We start from the raw sequence: 26,067 nt of genomic DNA, 5'->3' as shown, positions 1-26,067 counted from the left end.
GACTGTTCCTCTTATTTTAATGTGTGAGCTTTATAACGCTTTGGCAAACATAGCGACTGATACAATCACCAGGTAAATACCAAACAGGCGTTTAAGCATTTTTTCACTAAAGCTGTGTGCCATTGATGCACCAATCGGTGCGGTCAGAATTGAACCAATACTGATTGCTAGCAGAGCCGGCAGATTTATATAGCCAACCGTGCCAACGGGCATGCCCTGTGGATTGGTGTTTTCCATAAACAGGAAACCAATTGCACCGGGTAAACCAATTAAGAACCCAACACCAGCAGCCGTTGCTACCGCTTGTTGAATGGTCCGGCGACACATCACCATGGTGATAACTGTCGGCGTGCCACCACCAATACCAAGCAGTGCAGAGAAGCCACCAATGATAAAAGCAAGAACACTTTTGCCCACGCCTTGTGGCATCGAAAAAGTCATCCCGGGACGAACTACAAATTCAGGAAACAGGAAGTAAACTGAATAGAGTAAAACGCCGCCGGCAAAAACCATTGTCAGGCCATTACTGCTGGTGTGATTAGCGATGGCTACACCGCCAAGCACGCCGAGTATGATCCATACTGACCATGATTTAAGCATGTCAAAATCGACTGCCCCACGTTTCTTGTGTGCTAAGACTGAACGAGCACTGGAAATAACAATGGATGCCAATGAGGTACCAATAGCTACTTTTACTAACTCTTCAGAATTGGGGGTAAAGAAAGGAAATACGGCGAGAAGGGCTGGGACTACAACAAAACCACCTCCGTTGCCAAAAAGGCCAGAAGTTATGCCTGCGACCGCGCCCGCAACGCACAAAGTGAGGACGAACCAGACGAGTTCAATCTCCATAACAACAGTGCTCCACTAGTTAAATAATTATTCGGTTTTTTATTATTTTTATACGGTAGAAATTATAACGTTTTGTGCGGTTTGTCGCCTTGATAGCGATGAGTGACCTGATAAAGTCGACCAGCCTAGAGGCTGGTCGATAACAGGTTTAATTTCAGAGATAAGCTGCTTAGAAGCTCATGTTGAGGCGCATGTAGTAGTAACCACCCTGCCAGTCAACGATAGAGTCAGAACGGTAGATACGACCACAACATGTCTCGCCAATCTCACCCGCATCCGGGTAGTTGTCGAACAGGTTACGGGCACCGGCTGACACAGACAGCATCTCGCTGATGAAGTAAGTACCTTCTAAGTCGAACATGACTTCAGGCTCAAAGATCTGGATTGCAGACACCTGGCCGCCACCGTCAGAGTTTGAGTAACCACCGAAGTAGTTCATACGAGCAGTAAATGACATATCATCCATAGCGTGTTTTAAAGATAAAACACCACGCGTGGCTGGCGTGCCATTTAAGAAGTCGTAGATAGCTTCGTTGTTGAAGTAAACCTGCGGATCAGAGTTAAAGTTCTGGTCGGCAAAGTTCATTGAAGCTGTGATAGTGGTATCACCGTACTCAGATTCAAAGTTATAGGTACCAACGATATCAATACCCTGAGTTACCGTATCGAATGCGTTCTGGAAGTAGAATACGCCACCGATAGTGTTAGCACCTTCTACACCTGCAGCATCAAGTGCCAGGTAACGTTGATAAGCGTCATAACCATCTGCATCCGGGTCAGTTACCTCAGTGGCTGATACGTCCAGCGTTGAAATTGCATTTACGCGGTCTTCAAGCAGGATGCGGTAGTAATCCACTGTTAAAGTGAAGTTACCTACATCAGCTGTAGCACCCAAAGTAAAGTTGGTTGAAGTTTCTGGATCCAGCGGTGAAGCACCCAGCGCCTGAGCTGTTGCACTGTTGGCTGGGAACAGACCTGTCGCAACCGGGAAGCCGTTAGGCAGACGGGTTGATACGTTGGTGGTACCTTGCTGACCTGGAGTCGGAGCACGGAAACCGGTACCGAATGATGACCGAATCGCGATTTCGTCAGTTACCTGGAAAATACCGGCAATTTTGTATACCAGCTCAGAACCGAAGTCAGAGTAGTCTTCGTAACGAACAGCTGCCTGGGCGAATAATTTATCGGTGATGTCACCAGAGATATCGGCATAAACAGCGTAAGAATCACGCTCGTAAGTACCGGTGTAGTCTGCTGAATAACCAGGGAAACCGTTAGAACCAACACCTACAGCAGTGTAAACCGGATCGCTTGAGTCGCTACAATCCAGGCCATTTGCTAAAGCAGAAGCCAGAGCGTCAGCTGATGCAGTGCCGTCACAGAAACCCCATGGATCAGATGAAGAGTATGGACCAACTTCTACTGACGCGGCGTCACCGGCAGAAATTTCATAGGACTCTTCCATATAGCTTGCACCAAACGCCAGCACGTATTCCGCGAGGTCGTAGGTGAAGTCAGCCTGGAATTGTAATTCATCGTTGCTCAGGTCGCCTGGTTTGAATGAAGTAGGCGAGTCAGGACCCATTGATGGGTTGATGGTGTTTGCCAGAGTGTAAGAAATTTCGTTGTAGCCATAACGACCGCTGATGTCATAACCTAATGAACCGGTCATGCCTTTCAGGCCAGCCGCGAAAGAGTAATCAGTGATATCACCGAAGAAGCGTGGCGTGAAACCACCCGGGAATTTTTCCAGCGGGCTGTAGATAGAGCCATCAGGTTCACGCAGATCTTCGATAGTGCCGTTACCCGGGTAACGATAGAAGAAAGAGCCATCGCCTTCACTTTCTGAATAGTTGGCGAAAGAGTAAATTTCCATATCTGAATTCAGTGCGTAACCAGCGTTTACGAATACTTTCGCGCCACTGTAGTTTGGCTGACCCCAAGGCTGTACCTGTGGTGAACCGTGTACTGAGTTACCCATTGCTTCAGCTGCGGCGATGTATTCATCACTTTGCTCGTCGACACAGAACCAGCTTTCACAGTATTGCTCACCGCGGTAAGTCGCTTCTGAATCTGTAACTTCTGCAGAGATGCTTAAGAAACCGTCGTCACCTAAAGAGAAACCTTTGTTACCACTGATGGTGTACTGGTCGCCATCACCTTCGTAATACTGGCCAACATCCAGTGATAATGAACCGCCTTCAGCATTGTTTTTAAGCTGGAAGTTGATAACACCAGCGATGGCGTCAGAACCATACTGTGCTGCTGCACCGTCACGCAGAACTTCTACGCTGCCCAGGGCGGCAGATGGGATAGTCGCGAGGTCAGGACCCTGCGTACCAGAACCACCAATTTGCACTAATGCAGCGCGGTGGCGGCGTTTACCGTTAACTAAAACCAGGGTTTTATCAGTTGGCAGGCCACGTAATTGGGCCGGACGAATAAAAGTACCACCATCAGAAATTGGCTGACGGCTTAGGGTATATGATGGAACGAGTGTCATCATGATGTCGTTCATGTCTGATGACGCCACGCCAGTAATATCTTCAGCGGTTAATACATCTACCGGTACCGGAGAGCTGGTTACGGAGCGAGGCGCACCACGGGCACCCACAACTGCGATTTTCTCAACATTCTCTTCCGCTGCCTCTTCTTCTGCTAATGCAGTGGTTGCGACAGTCATCGAAAGCGAATAACCGGCAAGACCTGCCAGTATTGCTGCATTTAATTTCTTGAGTTTCATCATGTGTTCCCTAAATTGTCATATCGCTATGATCTTTTTAGGTGCAATTACGATAGGCGTGAAATCACGGCGCTGGCTAAATTTGCCCCAACTTGGTTCGTAAAAGCACCAAATTTAAACATTATTTGGACTTAATGAGCGCGTCAGACTTTGCTGACGACAATACAGAGACTAAAAAAAGAGCAAGCATTTTCGGAAGAAAAAAGAATATTGAGGGCTATAGCAAAAGTATTGATCCCTGATAAAAAACTAAATATAACAATGATTTATGGGTCAATATTGCAAATAAAATATTTTATAATAAATATATTCCATACAAAATATTAACAAATGGAGTGAAAAAGCTGACCGGTTGGTGATGTTTAAGTTATTGAAAATATATGAGAAATAGGTTCTTTTGCTGGCCGATAAACAGTATGTTACAAGCTGCTTAACAGACCCTTAAGTTATACTAAAGTATAATCTCGAGCCGGCGGATAATTTTAAGGCAGGCAAAAAAAAGACCAGCCACAGGGCTGGTCTTTGGGATTACGCGAGGCGTCGTTTAGTACTTAAAAGGTGTAGTTAAACTTGGCGTAGTAATAGCCACCCTGCCAGTCTACGATTGAATCGGAGCGATAAATACGACCGTTAGTAGTTTCACCAATGGTGCCCGGCTCAGGGTAATTATCAAACAGATTACGTACACCTGCTGAGAGGGTGATACTTTCAGTAATGTAGTAAGAGCCTTCCAGGTCAAACATGAATTCACTGTCGAAGTCCTGAATATAATCCAATTCAGGAGTTGAACTCAGGTCATTGGACTGACTGTATTCGCCGTAGTAACTAAGACGAGCAGTAACGGAGAAGTCGTCCATAGCATGTTTTACAGAGAATACTCCACGAGTTTCCGGAGTGCCTTCCTCAAAATCATAAATAGACTCCTGATTAAAGTAGATACTGGGGTCAGAATCGAATTCGTTGGTCCCATAGTTAAAGGACGCAGTAAATGTCGTATTACCTAATTCAGATTCCATATTGTAGGTGGCAACAACATCAACACCTTCAGTAATGGTGTCAAAGGCATTCTGGAAATAGAACACACCACCGATAGATTCGGCGCCGTCTACTCCCGCGTCACGTAATGCGACATAATTATCATACTGTGCACCAGAAGCCGGATCCGTAGAGACCAGTAACGTCGAAATGGCGTTCAGGCGATCTTCAATTTTAATGTGGTAATAGTCCACAGTCAGTGTGAAGTCACCGTAATCTGCTGTCATGCCTAACGTGAAGTTAGTTGATGTTTCCGGATCCAGAGGGCTTGCGCCAAGGGCTGCAGCAATTGGGCCCCCTGCCGGGAATAGCCCTACCGCAACTGGCACACTGTCAGGGAAACGGGTGGAAACGTTAGTGGTACCTTGCTGGCCTGGTGTCGGTGCACGGAAACCGGTACCGTACGATGCACGGAAACCGATGGCGTCAGTAACCTGATAGAAACCGGCCACTTTGTATACCAATTCAGAACCAAAGTCTGAGTAGTCCTCATAGCGAATAGCTGCCTGAGCAAATAACTGGTCAGTAATATCGCCTGATATATCGGCATAGACGGCGTACGAGTCACGCTCATAAGTATCGGCAAAATCAGGTGAATAACCCGGGAAGCCGTTTGAGCCAACACCTACCACGGTATTAATGGGATCATCTGAACCAGGGGTACAATCTAAACCGGTAGAAACCGCGTAATCGATAGCATCCGGGTCTGCGCTACCGTCACAAAAGCCCCAGGGATCAGGTTGTGCATATGGCCCTACAGTGTAAGAGGCCTGATCACCGGTCGTAATTTCGTAAGACTCTTCCATATAGCTCGCACCGAAAGCGAACACGTATTCTGCAAAATCATAGGTAAAGTCGGCCTGGAACTGGGTCTCTTCGTTGATGAGATCACCCGGATTAAAAGAGACCGGAGACTCGTTCATCATCGATGGGTTAAAGGTACTCCACAACGAGTAAGAAATTTCGTTATAACCGTAGCGCCCACTGATGTCATAACCTAAATTACCGGTCATACCCTTAACACCACCAGCAAGTGAGTAGTCGGTGATATCCCCGCCAAAACGAGGAGTGAAGCCACCGGGGAACAGGCCTGGCAGCTGCGTCGGTGCATCAGGATCCACGGTACCCAGACTCGGGTTCCAGACGGTACCATCCTGTAAACGCACATCATTCAGTGTGCCGTTGTACGGATAACGATAGTTAAATGCGCCATCGCCTTCACTTTCAGAGTAGTTTCCGTAAGCGTAGAGTTCCATGCCGTTACTAAGTGTATAACCAGCGTTCAGGAAGATACGGGCGGCTTCATAATTAGGTTGTCCCCAGGGCTGAACAACGTCAGCACCCTGGAACCTACGTCCCATCTCATCTGCCGCCGCTTCAAACTCCGGAGTCACGTACTGTGCATACCAGGCGTCGGGATCAAAACCAGGCAGGCTGGAATCTACACAGAAGCTGTCCTGACAGTATTGCACACCACGGCTAGTGGCATCGGTGTCAACATACTCAGCAGAAATGCTGAGGAAGCCATCATCGCCCAGAGAAAAACCCTTGTTGCCCGTCAGAGTAATCGATTCACCATCCCCCTCGTAGTATTGACCCCATTCGGCTGAAAACGAGCCGCCCTCAGCATTATTTTTTAACTGAAAGTTGATTACGCCGGCGATAGCATCAGAGCCGTATTGTGCTGCTGCACCATCACGCAGTACTTCAACGCTGCCAATGGCTGATGCAGGAATAGTGGCAAGGTCAGGGCCCTGAGTTCCTGAACCACCAATTTGAACAAGTGCTGCACGGTGACGACGCTTGCCGTTCACCAAAACCAGGGTTTTATCGGTAGGTAAGCCACGCAGAGAGGCCGGACGAATAAAAGTACCACCGTCAGAAATAGGCTGACGGGTTAGTGTGTAAGAAGGAACCAGCGTCATCATAATGTCGTTCATATCCGACGATGCCACGCCATTAATGTCATCGCTGGTAAGGACATCTACGGGTACTGGCGAGCTGGTGACTGAACGAGGCGCACCACGGGCACCGACAACGGCAATTTTTTCAACATTTTCTTCTGCCGCTTCTTCTTCCGCGATTGCGCTACTGGTGGCCACCATAGAAAGTGAGTAACCGGCCAGACCGGCCAGTACTGCTGCGTTTAACTTCTTAAGTTTCATTGAGTGTTCCCTAAAAAAGAATTGAATGTTCATTTGTGGTGCAGAATTGAGCCTCTGAAGAAAACTTTGGGAGGGAATGCCCCAAGTTGGCTCACAAAAGCACCAGAAATAGACAATGGTAGATTTTATGAGTGGGTTAGATTTTGCTAACGCCACGATGAGATTAAAAAAAGAACCGCTATTGTCGGAAGAAAAAAGAATATTGAGGGTTATAAGAAAAATATATAGCTACGAGTTAATCTTTTCTAAAACAATAGCTTAACTAGTGCATAGTGAAAATAAATAAATTATACTAAAGTATAATGTTGCAAATGTTTAACCTTGAAATTCAAAAACTTGACCACTTGGTGGCATGTAACTTGCTGAAAATTAAATAGAAAAATCCTGCGCGTAAAAACTTAGAGATTTTTACAAATATTTGATAATTAACGCATAATTTAAGGTGAGTGCCGAATAAATGAATTCCAAACAGCTTCAGTATTTTCTTGTTACGGTTCAAAAAGGAAGTATTGCCGCTGCAGCGAGGGAACTGGATATCGCACAACCTGCGATCAGTCAGCAATTGGCCAATCTGGAACGGGAAATGGGTAGTGCCCTGTTTGAGAGAAGCTTTAAAGGAGTGAGTCTGACGGCAGCCGGCGAGGTTTTCGAAAAACACGCGAAGAAACTGATCGAAGACATCAATGCCGCTAAAATGGAATTACATCAGTTAGCCGCAAATCAGCATGGCGTTGTTCGTGTTGGTATGTTGCCTTCTATTGGCAATGTACTGTCGATGTCGTTAATTGCCATGGTTAATGAGTTTCATCCCCAGCTAAAACTGGAGATAAGTACTGGCCCGTCCTACGCGGTAAAAGAGTGGCTGAAAACCAATCAGGTTGATATCGCGCTGACCTACGAGCAGGAAGTTGAACCACGTTTTATGTCGGCCTACCCGCTAATTGAAGAGTTTATGTATCTGGTGGTGGGTGTTAACGAGGCCTCTGCCTATTATCAGTTATTGCAAAACCGCGACACGATTTGTTTCTGGGAATTAAGCCAGTTCGAACTGCTAACACCGGGGCCTAAAGATGCCCTTGGACGCCTGATAGAGAAATATGAACACGACACAGGCGTAGCTCTTAAGCACGATAAAGCCTATTCAGGGCAACTAATGACCGGACTGCGTCAGGTTATTCAGGGCGAAGGACTGATGATTTTACCATCTTCTGCAATGTACCATCTGGAAGAAAGCAAAGTGATCAAGTCGCTGAAAATCACCCAACCCGATATGAAACGCCAGGTACTGGCCGCCACGAACAGCAATTTTGCTATGGCCGACGCCATTGTGAAAATGTTAAGTATTATTCAGGAAGCTAGCAGCACCGAGCAGGCTTGCGGCCACTGGCGCGGTAACTTGCTTAATAAAGTACCTAAAAGTGACGCGCGGCCCATGGGCTTCGCATCGCCATCGACCGTCAGCGCCCTTTAACAACCAGGGCGTTTCAAACTGAGATGCCGCTGTTGATACCACAGCAAGGGCGCAAACAGGGTAAATAAAGCCAGGGCATAAAGCATTTTACTGCCCAGACCCAGGGCGATAATGCTGCAGAACAGGCAGCCAAAATACACTAGCGGACGATGCGCTGGCGACAGCAGTTTCAGCGCGGCCAGCATACTGGCCAGATAAATCAGCACAAAAACACCATTCACCCAACCAATCAAATCTTCGAGATTGTGCGTTGAAAAGTGGGTGATGATCAGCGTCATCGACATGATCAGTAAAATAGCCTGCAAAGCCCGCTGCGGCACACCATAACGGTTAAGGGTATTAAAGTATGCGGGCAACACGCCGTCCTGACTCAGGCTCCAGGTTAGCCGGGACAAACTGGCCGTATAAACATTCACCGTAGCCAGGCCACCGGCAACGCCCAGTACACCAATCACGTAAGCACCATTACCGCCAACAATCTGGTCGAACACGGCCACCATGGCCAGGGTATTTTCTGTGCTGACATCGAGCAGCAGATAAGTGCAGCCAATATAGATAACGCCAACTAACAGCGTGCCAAGCATAATTGCCGGAACCAGATCCCGTTTCGGATCCCGAAAATCATTAGCCAGGTGGGATAAAGCTTCAATGCCTAAAAAGCTCCAGAACGCCAGACCCATAGCAGCTAATGTGCTGTCCAGCTGAAAAGCGGAAGAAGTCAGAGTCGCTGGAGCTGGCATAAGGCTGCCGCCAATAAGCAGGGCGCAAACCACCAGTGTGATAATAAGTGTCAGGCCCAGCTGTAAGGTGGCAGAAAACTGAACGCCCCGATAGTTCAGCATCAGCAGCAGTCCGACAATCGCCAGCTGCACCGGCAGCGACCAGGCGGCGTTAAGTTGCAACAGAGTTTCAATAAACCAGTAGGTCATGATGATGGCGGCGGGTGCCCCGATGGGCACTACAAACAAAAACAACATCCCAATGGTTCTGCCAGCGGTTACGCCAAAAACCTTTTCCACAAAGAAAGCCGGACCACCGGCATGGGGATACTGTGAGGACAGTTTGGCAAATACCATAGCCACCGGAAGGATGGCCAGAATAAGCAGTACCCAGCTTAATAATGCATAGTGACCGGCGAGCCCTATGGTCATCTGTGGCAGGATAAACACACTGGTACCGAGCAGAGTGGTGGTTAACAAGCCAGCGCCATGCCAGCGGCCGATTTTTTGTGAAGAGTGGCTCATAGCAAGTGTCAGTGTATGCAGAGGCTGGCGATTATAGCGTTTTATCTACAAAATCGTGGCAGTTTTTCTTCATGGTGGACACATTTGTCGAATATTTTGACACTCTGACTATTCGCCTGATTGCCATATTTTTCCAAATCTCTGATTCGAATGATAAATATTACTGTGGCCCGGATTATGCTGCAGTGAAGCATAATGTCGCCTAGCAGTAATTAAGTGACTTTTGGCTCGCCAATCCTGGATGGTGTCTGACTCAGGCAAAGCGTATAAGAGGTATTTATGTCTTGTTTAACCCGACAACTACAACAGCAATTGGCTAAGTACATCAAAAAAGAAGTCGAGGTGGTATCGCCCTGCGATCCATCGGTGATTCGTGAAGAATTGATCAATCGCGGTGTTTGTCCAAGCGGAATTACAGAAGGGCAGGTACGACAGGTGCTGGAAGTCGCCGGATACCTGCCATAGTAAGTTGCATAAAAAAACAGGTGGCTGAAAGCCACCTGTTAATTACATATTAATGACGGATTACTTCAGATCGAAGCGGTCGTTTTGCATCACTTTCACCCACGCATCAACGAAGTCAGCAACAAATTTCTGCTCAGCATCGGCTGCTGCGTAAACTTCAGCGATAGCGCGTAGTTCAGAGTTAGAGCCAAAAATCAGATCCACCGGTGTGGCAGTCCATTTGGCTTTACCTGATGAACGGTCAACACCTTCATACACACCTTCCTCATCGGTTTTATTCCACTTGGTACCCATGTCCAGCAGGTTGGTGAAGAACGCATTGTTCAGTTTACCCGGAGTGTTGGTGAGAACACCATGCTCCATACCTTTGTAGTTGGCGTCGAGCGCTCGCATACCACCAAGCAGAGCGGTCATTTCTGGTACCGACAGATTGAGGTAGTCAGCCCGTTCAACCAGCATTTCGGTTGGTGACATGTAGTTCATTTCCGGGTCGTAAAAGTTACGGAACGCATCAGCAGTAGGCTCCAGTACAGCGAATGACTGTACGTCGGTCATTTCTTGCGACGCATCCATACGGCCTGGCTCGAAAGGTACTGTGATAGTGTGACCTGCATCTTTTGCGGCTTTTTCAATGGCCGCAGCACCGGCCAGAACAATAATGTCTGCGGTAGAGATACGCTTGTTGCCTGAAGCTTTACGGTTAAAGTCACGCTTTACCTGTTCAAGTTCTAACAGCACTTTATCGAGTTCGGCCGGATTATTTACTGCCCAGCCATTTTGTGGAGCCAGACGAACGCGGGCGCCGTTTGCACCACCACGCATGTCGGTGCCGCGGAAGCTTGCAGCTGAAGCCCAGGCTACTCTTACTAGCTCAGATACGCTTAAACCGGTGTCCAGAATGTCCGCTTTCAGTTTACGTACATCGGCATCAGTAACCAGATCATGGTTAACCTCTGGGATTGGGTCCTGCCATACCAGCACTTCATCAGGCACCTCATCACCTAAATAACGGGCGCGAGGGCCCAGGTCACGGTGATTCAGCTTAAACCAGGCTTTGGCGAAGGCCAGTTCGTATTCTGCCGGATCGGCGCGGAAACGCTCAGCAATTTTACGGAACTCCGGATCCTTTTTGATCGCGATATCAGTGGTAAACATGATCGGTGCATGGCGCTTACCTTTCACATGAGCGTCAGGAACCATGTTAGCTGCGGCCGGATCATCTGGGATCCACTGGGTAGCACCCGCCGGGCTTTTGGTTTTCACCCAGTTGAAGCTAAACAGGTTATCCAGGTAGTTTGTTGTCCACTGGGTTGGAGTGACGGTCCAGGCGCCTTCCAGGCCACTGCTTGTGGTGTCTTCAGAATGGCCCTTGCCACATTTGTTTTTCCAGCCAAAGCCCTGCTCTTCAATGTCGGCCGCCGCAGGCTCTGCGCCCACACAGTCAGCTGGCTTTTTAGCTCCGTGGGCTTTACCGAAGGTGTGACCACCGGCAATCAGCGCAACAATTTCTTCGTCATTCATCGCCATACGACCAAACGACATACGAATGTCTTTGGCGGCTGCCAGCGGATCGGGGTTTCCATGTGGGCCTTCCGGGTTAACGTAAATCAGACCCATCTCAACGGCTGCTAAAGGCCCTTTCAGTTTGCCAAACTTATCGCGACGTTCGTCGGTCAGCATTTTCTCTTCCGGACCCCAGTAAACGTAGTCTGGCTCCCAGTCGTCTTCACGGCCACCAGCATAACCGAAGGTTTTAAAGCCCATGTCTTCCAGCGCTACGTTACCGGTTAATGCCATCAGGTCGGCCCAGGATATCTTACGACCGTACTTTTGCTTTACCGGCCAGATCAAACGGCGGGCTTTGTCGAGATTTACGTTATCCGGCCAGCTGTTCAGCGGATCAAAACGCTGTTGTCCGCCACCTGCGCCACCACGGCCATCATGGATACGATAGGTACCGGCAGCGTGCCAGGCCATACGAATGAAGAAGGGACCGTAGTGTCCGTAATCTGCCGGCCACCAATCCTGCGAGTCGGTCAATACTTTACGTAAATCGGCTTTTACCGCTTCCAGGTCCAGCGAGTTAAACTCTTTGGCGTAATCAAAGTCTTCACCGTACGGGTTTGATTCTACCCCGTGGGCGCGCAGCTGACTCAGGTCGAGCTGATCCGGCCACCAAAAACTGTTGGCTTTTGGCTTTGCAGCATCAGCATAGGCGGGGGATGTCAGCACTACTGGTGACATCGCAATGGCCACGGCTGCCGCCAAAGATAAAGTCTTTTTCAATTTCATTTGTCCTTCCTCGTTTCGAATGTGAACAATGTACAAATAGTGTGTTTGTTAACATTTATAAGTGTTAACGAGGAAAGTGAGTTTGCATAATTAAAAAATCAGATGCACTTGATTGAAAAAAACAAAAATTGAATAACTATATGTTTTTAAATGTTTATATCTTCTAATTTAAATGGCGCCAAAAACTGAATAAGTTAGTCGAAGCTATCTTTTTAATTAGAGGTGGTACAAAAAATTAACATTTTTAACAAGCGCAGGGTGTTGATGGCGGGAGTTAAAACTCTTTTTGCTGTCACTTTCCAGGCATAAGCATGTTCAAGTGTCTGGCTTTTAATAACGAATGATGGAAAGCCGGTGAAACCTGATTAAAGTTCGTGGTATTCTTCAGGTTTGCCGGCGCGTCGCCTTCATCACATCGTTATGGATCATGGGAACAACACAACGACATCTGGTTAATCTGGATATGCTGCTAACTGATATAGAAATGCTCGATGGAAGTGAGTATGGCAGTCTGGTACATGTGAAATTATTAAAAGACATCCAGCGCGTACTGGAAGCACTTGAGGTGGCGGTGCAGTCAGAAACCGTGTCTTCATTTCAAAAAGCGGTGGTTAACGCTGGTCTGGCCGGGCCGTTGGAAGATAAGCGAATGCCCGGGATCTTTAAGCGGCTGATTGGGTATGTTCTTGAATACTGGGATGCCCACAGCAAAGCCGCGAAAATCCTTGATTCACAGTTTGACGGCAATGCCGATAAACGCCTTGAACTGTTGCAGGTAAAAGGTATTAAGGCAAAATCTCAGTTTAAAACGGTTGCCCGGGCTATGGGGCGTACCGACTATCTTCACTTTGTGGAGGCTCTGGGACTGCTCCACGAAGACTGGCAGTGGCAGGCCTGAACCTTTCATCCAAATTCCTGCCCTTTCACGTATAAGGCACATCTTAAAGCTCTTTCGGGAAATAAGCCGTGCCAGAAGGCCCAGAGATCCGCCAAAGCGCTGATGCCTTAGCTAATGTTTTACAAAACCAGAAAATCAACAAAGTTACCGTAGGGCTGGAGTCATTGAAGCCTTTTCAGTCTGAACTGAGTGGCCAGCTAGTAACACAGGTGAGCTGTCGGGGAAAAGCTATGTTGCTGCACTTCGACAACGACCTGAGTATTTATTCTCACAATCAGTTGTATGGGCGCTGGGTAATTGTGCCCCTTGATGAGTTGCCTGAAACTAATCGCTCGCTTCGTCTTGGCTTACATACCGACGAGCATAGCGCACTGCTTTACAGTGCATCCGATATCAGTGTGTGGCCAAGCGAGAAACTCAGTGAACACCCGTTTTTGCGCAAACTTGGCCCTGATATTCTCAATCAAACGGTCACGCCGGAAGTGATACAACAAAGAGTAACCAGTTCGCAGTTTTGCAAGCGAAGCCTGGCGGCACTTTATCTCGACCAAAGTTTTCTGGCTGGGATGGGTAATTACCTGCGCAGCGAAATCTTGTTCTTTGCCGGTATTCATCCTGATAAGAAGCCCGCTGACCTGAGTGATGAGCAAATCAATCACCTGGCAGAACAAACGTTACAGATTACTTACCGTTCGTATGAAACGGGAGGCTATACTACGTCCATCTCTGCATCTGTCCGTGCACAGCATTCTGCAGCTGAATATGAAGCGGAAAGGTTTATGGTTTTCGACCGGGAGGGGCAGTCATGCAGGCGCTGTAATGAAACAATCCTGCGCGCTGAACGAAGCAGCCGCAGGATCTATTTTTGCCCGCAATGTCAGCGCGGCAACAATGTCAGTGCGGCGAATAATTCGCCGGCTTGATCAGAAACGGTACTCAATACCAATGCTGGCCTGCTTCAGGTCAGTTTCAAAGTTAGTATCGTCAATGTCATCGAAGGCAGCCTCTGCGTCGAGTTCGGTGTCGTACACCACATATTCGGCGTTAACCAGCAGGTTGGGCGAAAATGCGTAGCTTAAACCCGCGCCAACAAACAGGCTTTCATCGTCCTCAGAGGTTGTTACGCCAGCCAGGCGGTAATCAGTATCCGACCACAGCTGACCTAATTTGGCATAGGCTGATAACCCACCTGCCACAGGTACCATCCCTTTGAGGGCCAGGGTGTAGCCGTCGGTCTCGGCGCCAGCCAGAGATGAGCCATAGTCTCCAAAGTCTATGTAAGAACCTTCAACCGCTACCCAGGTATTAAACTTGTAACCCAGGATGCCCTGCCATACATCTTTATCATCGTCGAAATCATCTTCGCCTTCGACTCGCAGATAACCATAGTTACCGCCCACATAAATGCCGGACTGGTTAATTTCGTCGGGCGTTTGCTGGGCGCTCAGGCCGAAAGATGTCAGGGCGGTCAGAGTTGATAAAGCAATAATCGTTTTTTTCATCACAGTGTCCTCTTTGTGTTAATCGAATTTGCTGACAAGCGGCGTGTAGCTGGCAACCGTTTATCAGTACTTACTTATGCTTTATCAAACTGCATGCCAGCTAAAAAAAGCCTGCTAACTGCTGTTTTATTGAGAGTTTTTTTCATGATTGATGAAGATTTGCGCGCAGATTTAACAAAAACGGCTGTCTGTTGCCAAATGGTAACGTGAAGACTTTTCATAGTATGAAAACAAAGTTGCAGGGCAGGTCGCCCAGGTGGAAAAAGACGACCTGCAATAGATTAAAAAACGTAGCGGGCGAATAACTTGCACCACTCAGAGTCAGAGAATTTGGTGTACTCTGCACCCAGAACGAACTGTTTAGTTTCACCGAAAGCGTACTGAGCGCCTAGTCGGTACGCTTTCTGGTTTGAGCCTTTGTGCCATTTTTGTACTTCCAGTCCGCCAAATAATTCAACGGCATCGGTTAGCTGATGACGTACATTTCCGGCAAGGCTGAAAAAATGCGTACCGTCTTTGGCTGAATCCTCGCTGTCTGAGAGCTTGAAGTCGATTTCACCATAATACAGTCTGGCATCAAAAACGGTGTCCTGGCGAAAGTTGTAGTAATAGCCGGCGCCGGCCTGCCAGTTGGTTTCATCCAGCGTGTACTGACTTATTTTGTCGTCGGCACTGCGGTATTTACCGGTAATAAATAAGTTGTGGCCAACTTCGTAACTGGCTTCAAATTCAGGGCCTTTTAAGTCAAATGGTGCGATGTCGGCATAATCGCCAGCGGCATAACCGAGTTGTACGAAGTCGTAATCCAGGTTATCAGCCTGTACTGCTGTGCTGCACAGTGATGAAAAAGCCATCAGAGTGGCTGCAATAGTGTGTTTTTTCATGGGTTTCCTTAAGTGTTGCAATAAAGTGTGTTGCAAAGATACTTAAGGCAGGGTCAAATTCTGGTGAAGCAATATCGCTAAATTACGCTAGTAATACGGCATTCACCAGGCAGGCAAGTGCCCACATGGTGATAATGTAATGCCAGTTATTAGCGATGATTCGCCGCGAGGAAGCGCCGTAACGGCCGGTAAGAATAAGGCCTATTCCCGACAAAGGCCCTGAGCCGGTGGATATGGCCCAGGTGGAAAGAAACATAAAGCCCAGACTGGTGGTGTTAGGGTTTAACGGCAGGAGTACCGGGCTGACTACCGCAATACTGATCACCGGGTGCACGCCAAGCAGTCCGGCAATGATCATCAGTGCCAGACCGACAGCAAACATACTGGCATCAAAGCTGAACTGGTGCAGATCTATAAGATTAGGATACAGCGCTATCATGGCTTTAATGCCGGCCGAAAACACTCCGGCAGCAAGAAAAAGCGCAAATTGCGGGCCCGCACTGTGCAACCGGTTATCCACAAAGTCTTTTAACGTTAGCCATCGCGGACGTTCCTGCATAAACAGCAAAGCGCCGAGCACCGACAATAAACTAATAAGGATCATAATCCGGATCTGCGGGAAAAAATGGTGCAGTATCAGTACGGCTATTGCCATTAACACTGGAATTATCAGGCTTTCAGTTTTAAGAGGGTAACCTTCAAAAGGCGCTGTGGACCTGCGATGTACATCCACCAGCGTATAGCCAATCCCCAACAGTGCCATGATTGCCCCGGGTGCCACCGTGGCTTTCCATGCCATGCCGGGTGCATACATCAATGCTACACCGGTGGCAATGAAAAACGGTGACCACCAGGCCGCTGCGGTAAAACAGCGCGCCAGAACAATTTGCTGGGCATCGGTTAATTTACCACCGCGCTTTAGCCTGTCACCAAACACAAAAATCACTGACATGTTGATGACAGCACCGAGTAACGTGGTGCCAAATGCAGTGACGGCTGCCGCTTTGTTGCCAGTGGGTAAACGTTCGTCACTGTCTGGCGCATTGGTTAGAGACAAGAACGTAATGGCTACAAACATGGTTAACAGCGGTACGTTGGCCGCGAACACGCTTCGCCAGCTAATTTCCGCGCCCAGCCAATAGCCGGTAGCCAGGCCCGTTACGCCCAGTAAAAACAATACAACAGACTGCTTTCTGGCCGACGCTTTGACAGCGGGTAACATCGTAAACAGGGTAAGCCACGCCAAGACTGTAGCGACATCAGCAGACAGCAGGCCTGCCACTGACAGCAGATAGGTCAGCAGGGTAAAACAAGCCAGCCAGCCGGCGTAACGGGTAGGATGATACTGCTTCATAGCAATGATGAATGGCTTCAGGGTCAGTCGTCGGATAAGATGAACATTCAGTGTATCAAAAATAACCGCTTGTCAGTTGGCTTTAAACGTAATTTAGCCTTTATCAACCTGATTTTCAGTTTGCTTTGCCAGACGTACAAAGTCGGCTATGTAATCGATATTAACGTCATTATTACGCATACCCAGATAAATATGCTTCATGATCCCTTTCGGGCCCAGCCGTAAACTTACCAGTTTTAGCGAATTCGCATAAGTATCAACCAACCAGCCCGGTAATGCTGCGACACCGCGCCCGGCACTGACCATCTGCAACATGATCTCGGTAGCCTCTATATGCCTGTGGCGTTTTACGGTGCATCCGGCCGGTGCCAGAAACTGACTGAAGATATCCAGTCTTTGCGGTTCTACCGGGTAGGTGATCAGGGTTTCATGTTGCAAATCCGCTGGTTCTATCTGCTGCAAAGTGGCCAGCGGGTGTGATTGACTTACCACCAGGCGCTGCTCGAAATCAAACACCGGTATAAAGGTTACACCGCTTTTGAACAGGGGGTCCGGGGTAACGAGCACGTCAATGTCATAATCAAATAAGGCGCCCATACCGCCAAACTGAAACTCCTGTTTTACATCCACCTCTACGCCTGGCCAGGTTTTCAGAAAAGGACTCACTACTTTTAACAGCCATTGATAACAGGGATGACATTCCATGCCTATTCGCAACGAACCGCGCTGGCCTTTAGCGATTTGGGTAAGTAACAATTCAGTATGTTCAAACTGGGGTAACAGGCGTTTGGCGAGGATGAGGATTTGCCGGCCAGCCTGAGTGAGCCGTAGTTTACGGCCGTCTTTTTCCCATACCGCAGTACCCAACTGCTGCTCCAGCTTTTTGATGCTGTGGCTCAGTGCCGACTGACTCAGATGCAGCTTGTCGGCAGCGAGCGTAAGGGTGCCGCACTCATCAACCGCTGTTAGCAATTGCAGGTGAAAACGTTCAATCATTTCTATCTATGCATTAATTTCATGGTTTGGCTAAATATTAACATCATTGTTAATCAAATTGTGCTTTGATCATCGAGGTATAAGGGCATGCCGGTCACGAACTGTCAGACTCTTCAAAAATGATAAAGTTGCAGATAAATGGCGATATTGTGGAGTGAATATGTAGTTAAAGTTACATGACGCGCATAAGGTTTCACTGATTTTGTGTCCAGGCCGAGCTGCGATCGGAGCCATACGGCAAACCGGCGCCTTAAGAGCGCAGTATCCTCTGTGGGCTTATTTCTCCTGTGTTAATGACAATTTTATTCGTTGAAAACTGTGATTACTTCTATATATTGGTAAGGCCACCTAACCAAAATTTATGGCTGATGAGGCAAATGTGAGTCGAGTTACTGTTTAAACCTCTCATGAGGATACTTTTATGCTGGAAACATGGCGCTGGTTCGGACCAGATGACACTATTACGTTAAGTAAAATCAGGCAGGCGGGGGCGTCTGGTATCGTAACGGCCTTACATGAAGTGCCTACCGGCGAAGTCTGGCCGGCAGATCTAATCAAAGCCCGACATCAGATGATTAAAGACGCTGGTCTTGAATGGTGTGTGGTGGAAAGCGTGCCGCTACATAGTGACATCAAAACCCGGACCGGCGATTATGAGCGTTACATCAGTAATTATAAGCAGTCACTGGCTAACCTGGGTAAAAATGGCATTTATACGATCTGTTATAATTTTATGCCGGTGGTCGACTGGACGCGCACCAACTTAAGTTACACGCTGCCCAATGCCAGCCAGGCGCTGCGTTTTGAAATGACAGATTTTGTGGCTTACGACGTAATGATTTTAAAGCGCCCTGGCGCAGAAAATGATTATACACTGGCACAAATAACCAGGGCGAAAGAGCGCTTTTCAGCTATGAGTGAAACCGAGCGGACTTTGCTGGAAAACAATATCATTGCCGGACTGCCAGGGGGCGAGGGTTCTTACAACAGAGAAAGTATAAAGCTGGCCATTCAACAATTTAACGAAATTGGCACCGAAGGGTACCGGCAAAACTTATTCCGGTTTCTCAAAGATATTATGCCTACCGCTGAAGCCTACGGTATCAAATTATGTATTCACCCGGACGATCCACCATTTTCTTTATTTGGTCTGCCTCGGGTTGTATCTACCGCGGAAGATGCGAAAGCGTTGCTGGAGGCAGTGCCCAGCCCCAGTAATGGCCTGACTATGTGCGCGGGTTCTTACGGGGCGCGTGCAGATAATAACCTGGTGGATATGGTACGTGCATTCGGCGCCAATATATTCTTTGTTCACCTGCGTAACGTGAGGCGCGAGGACGACGGCTCTTTTTATGAGTCAGATCATCTCAATGGAGACAATGACATGATAGGGCTAATCCGCGCATTGCTCGAGGTGGAGCAGCAGCGTGGCTCAGAGGGCTATGCTATTCCCATGCGACCGGATCACGGCCATTTACTCGAAGACGAAATGGGTCAGGAAGGCGTTAAGCCCGGCTATTCTTATATTGGTCGGATGAAATCTCTCGCTGAACTACGCGGTGCAATTCACGTACTGGAGCAACTAAGGAGTTAGCTGAAGAAGTAATATTTCTGGTTGACTGGTCGTTAAAACCGGCATTATTGAATATAAATAGGATATCAAATCTGCATTGGGTGAGTTGAATCGGCCTTACCAAATCATCACATTCGATAGGTTGAAGCCCGCCTTGAAACTCCAACGTTGCCGGAGAGCCAGAACCTGGTGTCCGGGAAAAGTACAATCGTAAGGAAGTCCGCTAATGAAGTCTGGAAGTGCCGACTAGCCAATTTCGCTGTCATTCAGTTCTAGCACTGACATATCCTGCTCGATGGCATTAGAAATATGATAATGCATGGCATTTCTGGCGCGTTCTGGGTCGCGGAGTTTCAGCGCATTGAGAATTTTGCGGTGCTCTTCCACATAGGGTTGCACGCCCAGCTCCCGTACGCGCTGGTGGAAGCGTGAGCTGAGTGCAGACTGATTTCTGAGTTCCCACAACCATTTTATCGTTGATGCCAGGGCACTGTTATCGGTGGCCTGGGCGATGGTGACATGAAATAGTTCATCAGCCTGCTCTTTTTGGTGTTCTGATGAGTTGGCATCGCCCATGATCTGCACGGCTTGTTCGATGCTTTTTAACTGGGCTTTGCTGATCCGGGCGGCAGCTAGGCTGGCAGCCTGAGGCTCTATCAACAGGCGCGCTTCGAGTACTTCAAAAGGGCCCGGAACATCATCAAGGCTGCGAGGGACGAGTGTTTCCGTCTGGGCCAGAACATAGATGCCCGAGCCGGTTTTGATTTCTACCAAACCTGCTATCTCCAGTGCAATCATGGCTTCGCGAATGGTAGGTCGGCTCACTTCAAAGCGACTGGCCAGATCCCGTTCGGAAGGCAAGCGTTCTCCCGGGCGAATTTGCCCGTTCTGAATTTGTTGCTCTATCTGGGTCGCAACTTCCAGATACAGACGGCGAACTTTTATTGCATCCACTTGCATAGTAATGTCGAGTTCTGACTGGCGTTAATCTGATGGTTGAGAATATCGCCAACCGGCAAATAGTCAAGGACTTGGCGCCGGAAAGTCTGGAGTTGGTGAAAAGTGAATTACTGCATGTCGTGGACATTTAGGTATAGAAAATTAAACCTATAGTAACAGGCTGATACCTAACGGTCGAGGTGGCAGGCTGCCAAGTTGTTATACTTTTGGCTATATTGCAACTCTGGTGTCTGGTGGAGATTTAATACTTCATGTCGTCCGGCCTTCCCATCGGCATAATGATGGCTTTTGTCATCAACGTGCTGGTAAGCGTTTATTTTTTCGCTGTGTACAGGGCGCAACAGCGCAATCAGTCGTATCTGTACTGGTCTGTTTCATGTGCCCTTTTTGCGGCAGGTATTGGTGCGTCTGTTATTGCTCATGCTGCAGAAGGGTTGCAGGCCGTTAACACACTGGCTTGTCTGTTATTGTTCACGGCTTCTTTCGGGCTCTATTGCGGGCTGAATAAGTTTGAGTTGTCGCCGGGCTCGATAAAGTTTTACCGCCGGGTGAGAAGTATCTTTGTGGTTGGCAGCGCACTGATTACTGTGGCTGGTTTCTATTCCGCGATGGTTAACGTGGTGGCTTCCGTGGGCATGGCATTGATGTTTGTGATGACCGAGGGACTGTTTTATCAGCGTAAGTCTCCCTATAAAAGCGTCTATCTGGTTCTGCGGGTACTGCTGTTGCTGCATGCTTTTGTACTGTTTTTACAAGGCATTGTTATTCTGGTTCAAACGCTGGCCGCCCAGGACTCTGATACCCGTTATCTGTTCAATATTGTTCTGCTTTCTCACCTGGTATTAACCGTGGCTACCGCGCTGGTGCTGCCGTTACTGCATGTAATGAACCAGCGGCGGCAATGGCAGAAACTTGCCAACTTAGATGAATTAACCGGTTTACCTACCCGCCGCGCCTTTGTACAGAAAGCCGCGAAATCATTATCCGGAGATGATCAGGCCTGTCATTCCCTGCTGATGGTTGATATTGATCACTTTAAACAAGTGAACGACCAGTTTGGTCACACCTTTGGCGATGAAGTGTTAAGCCGGGTTGGAAAAATGTTAGCCGAAGGCTTGCGACAAACCGATATTGTGGGTCGAATGGGCGGTGAGGAATTTGCAATCCTGTTGCCTGGTGTCAGTACCGAGCGGGCCCAGAGCGTTGCCGACAGACTAAGGCACAAAGTATCTGAGCTGCAATTTAAACGGGATGATAAACAGGTTAGTATTACCGTCAGTATTGGTATTGCAGTCTCTCATGAGGTGCTCTACGACTGGGAGCATCTTTACTCACAGGCCGATCAGGCGTTGTATTCCGCCAAGCGGGAAGGGCGCAATCTGGTGTATGTGTTTAGCTGAGTAGTGAGCCTTGCCAGCCAATCTGCATACCGCAGCTCCTGACAACGGATTAACCATGGACCATCACGCCTTTAATGCCTTTTGCCGGACCTTTAAAGCCACCACGCATGTGGTGCAATGGGGGAATTCCGAAGTCTGGAAAGTCGGCGGTAAAGTGTTTGCCATAGGCAGTCGCTCGAAAGCCGGCACGCCAGCCTATACCTTTAAAACCTCACCACTTAACTTCGAATTTTTATGTCAGGCCGAGGGGTATATCCCGGCGCCTTACCTGGCTAGTCGCGGCATGAAGTGGATCCAACAAACCGATACTTCCGGCCCCCTTGATGACGATTTAAAATACTATCTCAGCGAGTCCTACCGCCTCGTGGCGCTAGGCCTTAGCAAACGTAAGCGGCAGGAACTTGGCATCGCTGATATTGGCTAAAAGAGCCTGTTGAACCACAGGTTTAATTTTGCTTCTCTTCCTCAAGGAGCCTGGCCCCGGGACCCTCTTCGCCGAGCTTATCCTCAGGGTTTCGCAATGGACAGTCACGTAAAGAGAGGCAGCCACAGCCAATGCAGCTGTCGAGCTTATCCCTGAGCTGGGTCAGGCTCAGAATTCGCTCGTTCAGCATCGCCCGCCATTCACTGCTCATCTGCTGCCAGTCAGAGGGAGACACTTCGCGGGTAGGGAATTTTTCCAGATGCGACTTAATGATCCGTAACGAAATACCAGCCTGTTTAGCAATACGAATAATCGCCACCCGGCGCAGAATACTGCGGTGGTAACGTCGTTGGTTGCCCTGAGTGCGCAAGCTCTGAATTAACCCTTTTTCTTCATAGTAATGAAGCGTAGAAACGGCCACACCGCTGCGCCTGGCCACATCGCCAACACTTAATGTGTTATCCATCATCATTCACCAAAAATAATTATTGACCTCAAGTATACATGAGGTTTTAGTATTTGTGTCGACTAGTCAAATTTACGCTATCCACTATTTGAGTCAGGAGACGAAGATGAGTTTTACTTTACCCGATTTACCTTATGCAAAAGATGCCCTGGCACCTCTGATGTCACAGGAAACCCTCGAATATCATTATGCAAAGCATCATGCGACTTATGTGGCGAAACTTAATGATTTAGTTGCCGATACGCCCTATGCCGATATGTCACTGGAAGCAATAATCTCAGACGCCAGTGGCCCACTGTTCAATAATGCTGCTCAGGTGTGGAATCATTCTTTCTTCTGGCAATGTTTATCGCCACAAGGCGGTGGCGAGCCGGCGCAGGAATTGGCTGATGTTATTGAGGAAAACTGGGCATCGGTTGACGCCTTTAAAACCGAGTTTACACAGCAAGCCATTAACAATTTTGGTTCCGGCTGGACCTGGCTGGCGCTTAACGCCGCAGGCGAGCTGGTAATTGTGAATACCGCTAATGCCGACACGCCGATTGCCCATGAAGGCCTGAAGCCTTTACTTACCGTGGATGTCTGGGAGCACGCCTATTATATTGACCACCGTAATGCCAGACCGGCTTATCTGGATGCCTTCTGGCAACTGGTTAACTGGGATTTTGTGCTGACCAATCTTACTGGCGAATAAGTCTGTAATAGCAGCTTGAGTGAGCTTTGGCTTGCTTGAGTTGCTATTCAATCACCGTTTTTCCCATTGTCTTAAACTATTCCTCTAAGCCCGATTTCCTTGATCCAAATTAACCAAATACGAATTATTTAACAATCTAAATGAGAATTACTATCGTTTGCATTGACTTTTCTTTTTAGTTGTTTACTATAAGCCCCCATAACAACACACACTGAACAATGCATACACACATAGGAAACTCATGAAATCTCGTTTTGGATATTCTTGTTTGGCACTCGCCATCCAGTTAGGAATGATGCCCGCCGCTCTGGCTACTGCAGTACCAGATAGCGAAGATATTGAACACGTAGTGGTATCAGCGACCGGTTTTGAACAAAAAATTACCGAAGCCCCTGCCAGTATTTCTGTGATCACCGCAGAGGATCTTAAAACCCGCTCGTTTACTTCTTTACTCGATGCGGTGCAGTTTCAGGAAGGTATTGATATCGGCACGACCCGTGATAAAACCGGCAAAGGCAGCGTTAGCATGCGTGGTCTTACCGGTGAGTACACGTTGCTACTGATCGACGGGCGTCGCCAGAACAACCATGGTGATATTTATCCTAACAACTTTGGTGGTAACGCATTCAATCATATGCCACCGCTGGACACGATTGAACGAATCGAAGTCATTCGTGGACCAGCATCAACCCTTTACGGCGCTGATGCGCTGGGTGGTGTTATTAACGTAATTACCAAAAAGCACCGCAGTGAGTGGGGTGGCAACATTACTTTTGGCCGCAGTCTGCAGACCAACGATGACTTTGGTGACGACATCACTACGGATTTCTCAGTGACCGGCCCATTGATTGAAAACCTGTTAAGCCTGGGCATTCGTGGCAGTGTTTATGAGCAGCAGGCGTCCACGCCACAGCTGGCACCAGCAATTGATCCGAATGGTGTTGTGCATATGCGCTCGCTGGGTTTTGGTGGCGGTGGTCGCACTGTTGATAACGACAGCAAACATTACGGTTTCAGCCTTACTTACACGCCAATTGATGGCCACGAAATTGGTTTCGATTTTGATGACTCTCATCAGCAGTACGACAACACGCCTGAGTTTAACCTCGATACAGGTGAAATCCTTTATCCGTTAGGCACCCGCGATAGCATTGAAAGTTTATGGCAGGACCGTCGTGGACAGGTTAATCCTCGTGCTGGCTATGCCGCTGAACAGGAATTCGACCGTCAGTGGTGGTCATTAACTTACGACGGTAAGCTGAACTTTGGTACTGTTGCTGCTTCACTTGCCTATGTAGATACTCAGAACAATGGCCGTACCTTACCGCTGAGCGTGGCAGAACGTCAGTTGCTACAAGCGATGTACGATGGTACCGGTGAGTACGAAGGCATGAGTGAAGAAGAGCGCCGCGATCTGGCCGAACAAACGTTTCTGCCGCGTCCGGCACGTCCACTCGACAGCAGTCAGTATACCTTCGATTTACGCTTTGATATTCCGGTTGAAGACTTAGCCGGCGACCATAACTTTGTATTGGGCGCGCAGGTTATCGACGGCGAGCTTAAAGACGGCGTATTTGGTCTTGAGTCCGGCGAGCCCGGAGCCGTACAGGAACAAAAAATGTATTCCCTGTTCGCCGAGGACAACTGGGGGATTATCGATAACATGACGCTGACCGCTGGTTTCCGTTATGACGAGCACGATGTGTTCGGCAGCCAGACGTCACCGCGAATTTATGCAGTGTATAACATCACCGACTACTGGACAGTTAAAGGCGGTGTGAGTACGGGTTATAAAACACCGCAAACTACCGATTTATACGACGGCATCATTGGCTTCGGTGGTCAGGGCACCAGCCCCTTTGCCGGTAACCCGGATCTGCAACCGGAAACCAGTGTTAACTCTGAAATCGCTGTTTACTGGAGCCGCGACGAGCACAACTTCAATATCACGTACTTTAAAACTGATTTTGAAGACAAGATCGCCAGAGGAAATACCGTACAAAGCTGTAACACGACCGGCGGTGTTCGCCCTTGTGTCAATCTGGGTGAATATGATGAACTCGGTTATGACACTTACAGCCAGCGTATTAACATCGACGAAGTAGAGCTGCAGGGGATCGAAATGGCCGGCCGTTACGGCATTACCGAAGACTGGTCTGTGTATTTAAATTACACCTGGACTGACAGTGAACAGAAAAGCGGGCCGGAGGCTGGTTTACCTCTTACCAATACTGCAGAGCATATGGCTAACGGTAATATCACCTGGCAGGTGAATGCCGATTTAAATGTGTACCTGCAGGGTGAGTACCGCTCGGATCGTTATCGTGGTTATGATTCAACTCTTGATCGTGAACTGTATTTTAAAAACTTCGCCATGCTGCACTTAGGCGCACGCTGGCAGTTAAATGACAGCGTGATCCTGAATTTACGAGTGAACAACCTGCTCGACAGAGACTTTACTACTTATTCCGTGACCTATGACGACCTGAACAATGATGGTCAGTTTGAGTACCTTACCGGACGCGGTGTAGTGAGTGAGGTGAATTTTACCGACGATTACAACGTCAAAGACAGAGCCAGAAACTTCTGGGCCGGCGTAACAGTTAGCTTTTAATTACGCTAATCCGGACTCTTTTGCATAAGCGGCCT

At 48.3% G+C, this 26,067-nt stretch carries 20 protein-coding genes; 9 read left to right on the top strand and 11 right to left on the bottom strand.

The genetic code is table 11. The features are described 5' to 3' along the window. Positions 1 to 30 precede the first annotated feature (30 nt). The 3 genes from D9T21_RS19105 to D9T21_RS19095 all read right to left on the bottom strand — a co-directional run bounded on the left by D9T21_RS19105 (position 31) and on the right by D9T21_RS19095 (position 6,795). Positions 31 to 852, bottom strand: coding sequence for a sulfite exporter TauE/SafE family protein (locus D9T21_RS19105; RefSeq protein ID WP_105934926.1), 822 nt, complete (start codon positions 850 to 852; stop codon positions 31 to 33). Between the two features lie 169 nt (positions 853 to 1,021). Beyond that, positions 1,022 to 3,595 carry a TonB-dependent receptor plug domain-containing protein gene (locus D9T21_RS19100; RefSeq protein WP_206427305.1) on the bottom strand — a complete coding sequence of 858 codons (2,574 nt, stop codon included), beginning with the start codon at positions 3,593 to 3,595 and terminating at the stop codon, positions 1,022 to 1,024. A gap of 551 nt (positions 3,596 to 4,146) precedes the next feature. Beyond that, on the bottom strand, positions 4,147 to 6,795 hold the full coding sequence (locus D9T21_RS19095) for a TonB-dependent receptor plug domain-containing protein (protein ID WP_123326803.1): 2,649 nt from the start codon (positions 6,793 to 6,795) through the stop codon (positions 4,147 to 4,149). Positions 6,796 to 7,252: 457 nt separating this feature from the next. Between D9T21_RS19095 and D9T21_RS19090 the strand changes: the two genes are divergently transcribed. Beyond that, positions 7,253 to 8,266, top strand: coding sequence for a LysR family transcriptional regulator (locus tag D9T21_RS19090; protein ID WP_123326802.1), 1,014 nt, complete (start codon positions 7,253 to 7,255; stop codon positions 8,264 to 8,266). Here D9T21_RS19090 and yjeH read toward each other — a convergent pair. Next, complete coding sequence (yjeH, locus tag D9T21_RS19085; RefSeq protein WP_123326801.1) at positions 8,263 to 9,510, bottom strand: L-methionine/branched-chain amino acid transporter; 1,248 nt, start codon at positions 9,508 to 9,510, stop codon at positions 8,263 to 8,265. The two genes, D9T21_RS19090 and yjeH, sit on opposite strands and share 4 nt — an antisense overlap. A gap of 279 nt (positions 9,511 to 9,789) precedes the next feature. Between yjeH and D9T21_RS19075 the strand changes: the two genes are divergently transcribed. Then, positions 9,790 to 9,975 (top strand): hypothetical protein, encoded by a 186-nt coding sequence (locus D9T21_RS19075; protein ID WP_105934921.1) that lies wholly within the window; start codon positions 9,790 to 9,792, stop codon positions 9,973 to 9,975. A gap of 60 nt (positions 9,976 to 10,035) precedes the next feature. Here D9T21_RS19075 and katG read toward each other — a convergent pair whose 3' ends face one another. After that, a complete protein-coding gene (katG, locus tag D9T21_RS19070) occupies positions 10,036 to 12,267 on the bottom strand; it encodes a catalase/peroxidase HPI (RefSeq protein WP_123326799.1) in 2,232 nt (743 codons plus the stop codon). Positions 12,268 to 12,694: 427 nt separating this feature from the next. On the opposite strand from katG, the gene D9T21_RS19065 reads away from it, so the two are divergent. Then, the gene (locus D9T21_RS19065; protein WP_241155758.1) at positions 12,695 to 13,165 is read left to right on the top strand and encodes a hypothetical protein; all 471 of its coding nucleotides are present in this window, start codon (positions 12,695 to 12,697) and stop codon (positions 13,163 to 13,165) included. A gap of 68 nt (positions 13,166 to 13,233) precedes the next feature. Then, entirely contained in the window at positions 13,234 to 14,088 is an 855-nt protein-coding gene (gene nei, locus D9T21_RS19060) for an endonuclease VIII (protein WP_123326798.1), read from the top strand. Here the strand turns inward: nei and D9T21_RS19055 are convergent, their stop codons facing one another. The 4 genes from D9T21_RS19055 to D9T21_RS19035 all read right to left on the bottom strand — a co-directional run bounded on the left by D9T21_RS19055 (position 14,089) and on the right by D9T21_RS19035 (position 17,901). Further along, on the bottom strand, positions 14,089 to 14,667 hold the full coding sequence (locus D9T21_RS19055) for a porin family protein (protein WP_123326797.1): 579 nt from the start codon (positions 14,665 to 14,667) through the stop codon (positions 14,089 to 14,091). It abuts the gene before it with no gap. 281 nt (positions 14,668 to 14,948) lie between these two features. Beyond that, entirely contained in the window at positions 14,949 to 15,551 is a 603-nt protein-coding gene (locus D9T21_RS19045) for a DUF481 domain-containing protein (RefSeq protein ID WP_123326795.1), read from the bottom strand. An 82-nt stretch (positions 15,552 to 15,633) separates the two neighbouring features. Then, complete coding sequence (locus D9T21_RS19040; RefSeq protein WP_123326794.1) at positions 15,634 to 16,905, bottom strand: hypothetical protein; 1,272 nt, start codon at positions 16,903 to 16,905, stop codon at positions 15,634 to 15,636. A 93-nt stretch (positions 16,906 to 16,998) separates the two neighbouring features. Then, on the bottom strand, positions 16,999 to 17,901 hold the full coding sequence (locus D9T21_RS19035) for a LysR family transcriptional regulator (RefSeq protein WP_123326793.1): 903 nt from the start codon (positions 17,899 to 17,901) through the stop codon (positions 16,999 to 17,001). Positions 17,902 to 18,322: 421 nt separating this feature from the next. Here D9T21_RS19035 and uxuA point away from each other — a divergent pair, with 421 nt between their 5' ends. Then, complete coding sequence (uxuA, locus tag D9T21_RS19030; RefSeq protein WP_123326792.1) at positions 18,323 to 19,495, top strand: mannonate dehydratase; 1,173 nt, start codon at positions 18,323 to 18,325, stop codon at positions 19,493 to 19,495. Between the two features lie 225 nt (positions 19,496 to 19,720). Here uxuA and D9T21_RS19025 read toward each other — a convergent pair whose 3' ends face one another. Then, positions 19,721 to 20,434, bottom strand: a complete 714-nt coding sequence (locus D9T21_RS19025; protein ID WP_123326791.1) for a FadR/GntR family transcriptional regulator — start codon at positions 20,432 to 20,434, stop codon at positions 19,721 to 19,723. 251 nt (positions 20,435 to 20,685) lie between these two features. Here D9T21_RS19025 and D9T21_RS19020 point away from each other — a divergent pair, with 251 nt between their 5' ends. Further along, a complete protein-coding gene (locus tag D9T21_RS19020) occupies positions 20,686 to 21,834 on the top strand; it encodes a GGDEF domain-containing protein (RefSeq protein WP_123326790.1) in 1,149 nt (382 codons plus the stop codon). Positions 21,835 to 21,889: 55 nt separating this feature from the next. After that, positions 21,890 to 22,258, top strand: coding sequence for an MmcQ/YjbR family DNA-binding protein (locus D9T21_RS19015; protein ID WP_123326789.1), 369 nt, complete (start codon positions 21,890 to 21,892; stop codon positions 22,256 to 22,258). Positions 22,259 to 22,280: 22 nt separating this feature from the next. Here the strand turns inward: D9T21_RS19015 and soxR are convergent, their stop codons facing one another. Beyond that, complete coding sequence (soxR, locus tag D9T21_RS19010; protein WP_377907674.1) at positions 22,281 to 22,724, bottom strand: redox-sensitive transcriptional activator SoxR; 444 nt, start codon at positions 22,722 to 22,724, stop codon at positions 22,281 to 22,283. A gap of 106 nt (positions 22,725 to 22,830) precedes the next feature. On the opposite strand from soxR, the gene D9T21_RS19005 reads away from it, so the two are divergent. Together D9T21_RS19005 and D9T21_RS19000 are read left to right on the top strand one after the other, a co-directional pair. Then, positions 22,831 to 23,418 carry a superoxide dismutase gene (locus D9T21_RS19005; protein WP_123326787.1) on the top strand — a complete coding sequence of 196 codons (588 nt, stop codon included), beginning with the start codon at positions 22,831 to 22,833 and terminating at the stop codon, positions 23,416 to 23,418. Positions 23,419 to 23,659: 241 nt separating this feature from the next. Continuing rightward, positions 23,660 to 26,032, top strand: a complete 2,373-nt coding sequence (locus D9T21_RS19000; RefSeq protein ID WP_123326786.1) for a TonB-dependent receptor domain-containing protein — start codon at positions 23,660 to 23,662, stop codon at positions 26,030 to 26,032. Positions 26,033 to 26,067: the final 35 nt, after the last annotated feature.

The organism is Marisediminitalea oceani (assembly GCF_003731635.1).
Classification (GTDB): domain Bacteria; phylum Pseudomonadota; class Gammaproteobacteria; order Enterobacterales; family Alteromonadaceae; genus Alteromonas; species Alteromonas oceani.
This window is presented reverse-complemented; position numbering and strand designations above follow the sequence as displayed.

Bases quoted from the DNA above. Each gene is read 5' to 3' on its own strand.
- D9T21_RS19035 (WP_123326793.1), bottom strand. From the start codon at position 17,901: ATGATTGAACGTTTTCACCTGCAATTGCTAACAGCGGTTGATGAGTGC.
- D9T21_RS19090 (WP_123326802.1), top strand. From the start codon at position 7,253: ATGAATTCCAAACAGCTTCAGTATTTTCTTGTTACGGTTCAAAAAGGA.
- D9T21_RS19095 (WP_123326803.1), bottom strand. From the start codon at position 6,795: ATGAAACTTAAGAAGTTAAACGCAGCAGTACTGGCCGGTCTGGCCGGT.
- D9T21_RS19015 (WP_123326789.1), top strand. From the start codon at position 21,890: ATGGACCATCACGCCTTTAATGCCTTTTGCCGGACCTTTAAAGCCACC.
- yjeH (WP_123326801.1), bottom strand. From the start codon at position 9,510: ATGAGCCACTCTTCACAAAAAATCGGCCGCTGGCATGGCGCTGGCTTG.
- D9T21_RS19025 (WP_123326791.1), bottom strand. From the start codon at position 20,434: ATGCAAGTGGATGCAATAAAAGTTCGCCGTCTGTATCTGGAAGTTGCG.
- D9T21_RS19075 (WP_105934921.1), top strand. From the start codon at position 9,790: ATGTCTTGTTTAACCCGACAACTACAACAGCAATTGGCTAAGTACATC.
- D9T21_RS19040 (WP_123326794.1), bottom strand. From the start codon at position 16,905: ATGAAGCAGTATCATCCTACCCGTTACGCCGGCTGGCTGGCTTGTTTT.
- katG (WP_123326799.1), bottom strand. From the start codon at position 12,267: ATGAAATTGAAAAAGACTTTATCTTTGGCGGCAGCCGTGGCCATTGCG.
- D9T21_RS19055 (WP_123326797.1), bottom strand. From the start codon at position 14,667: ATGAAAAAAACGATTATTGCTTTATCAACTCTGACCGCCCTGACATCT.
- D9T21_RS19065 (WP_241155758.1), top strand. From the start codon at position 12,695: ATGGGAACAACACAACGACATCTGGTTAATCTGGATATGCTGCTAACT.
- uxuA (WP_123326792.1), top strand. From the start codon at position 18,323: ATGCTGGAAACATGGCGCTGGTTCGGACCAGATGACACTATTACGTTA.
- D9T21_RS19005 (WP_123326787.1), top strand. From the start codon at position 22,831: ATGAGTTTTACTTTACCCGATTTACCTTATGCAAAAGATGCCCTGGCA.
- D9T21_RS19100 (WP_206427305.1), bottom strand. From the start codon at position 3,595: ATGAAACTCAAGAAATTAAATGCAGCAATACTGGCAGGTCTTGCCGGT.
- D9T21_RS19105 (WP_105934926.1), bottom strand. From the start codon at position 852: ATGGAGATTGAACTCGTCTGGTTCGTCCTCACTTTGTGCGTTGCGGGC.
- D9T21_RS19020 (WP_123326790.1), top strand. From the start codon at position 20,686: ATGTCGTCCGGCCTTCCCATCGGCATAATGATGGCTTTTGTCATCAAC.
- D9T21_RS19045 (WP_123326795.1), bottom strand. From the start codon at position 15,551: ATGAAAAAACACACTATTGCAGCCACTCTGATGGCTTTTTCATCACTG.
- D9T21_RS19000 (WP_123326786.1), top strand. From the start codon at position 23,660: ATGAAATCTCGTTTTGGATATTCTTGTTTGGCACTCGCCATCCAGTTA.
- soxR (WP_377907674.1), bottom strand. From the start codon at position 22,724: ATGGATAACACATTAAGTGTTGGCGATGTGGCCAGGCGCAGCGGTGTG.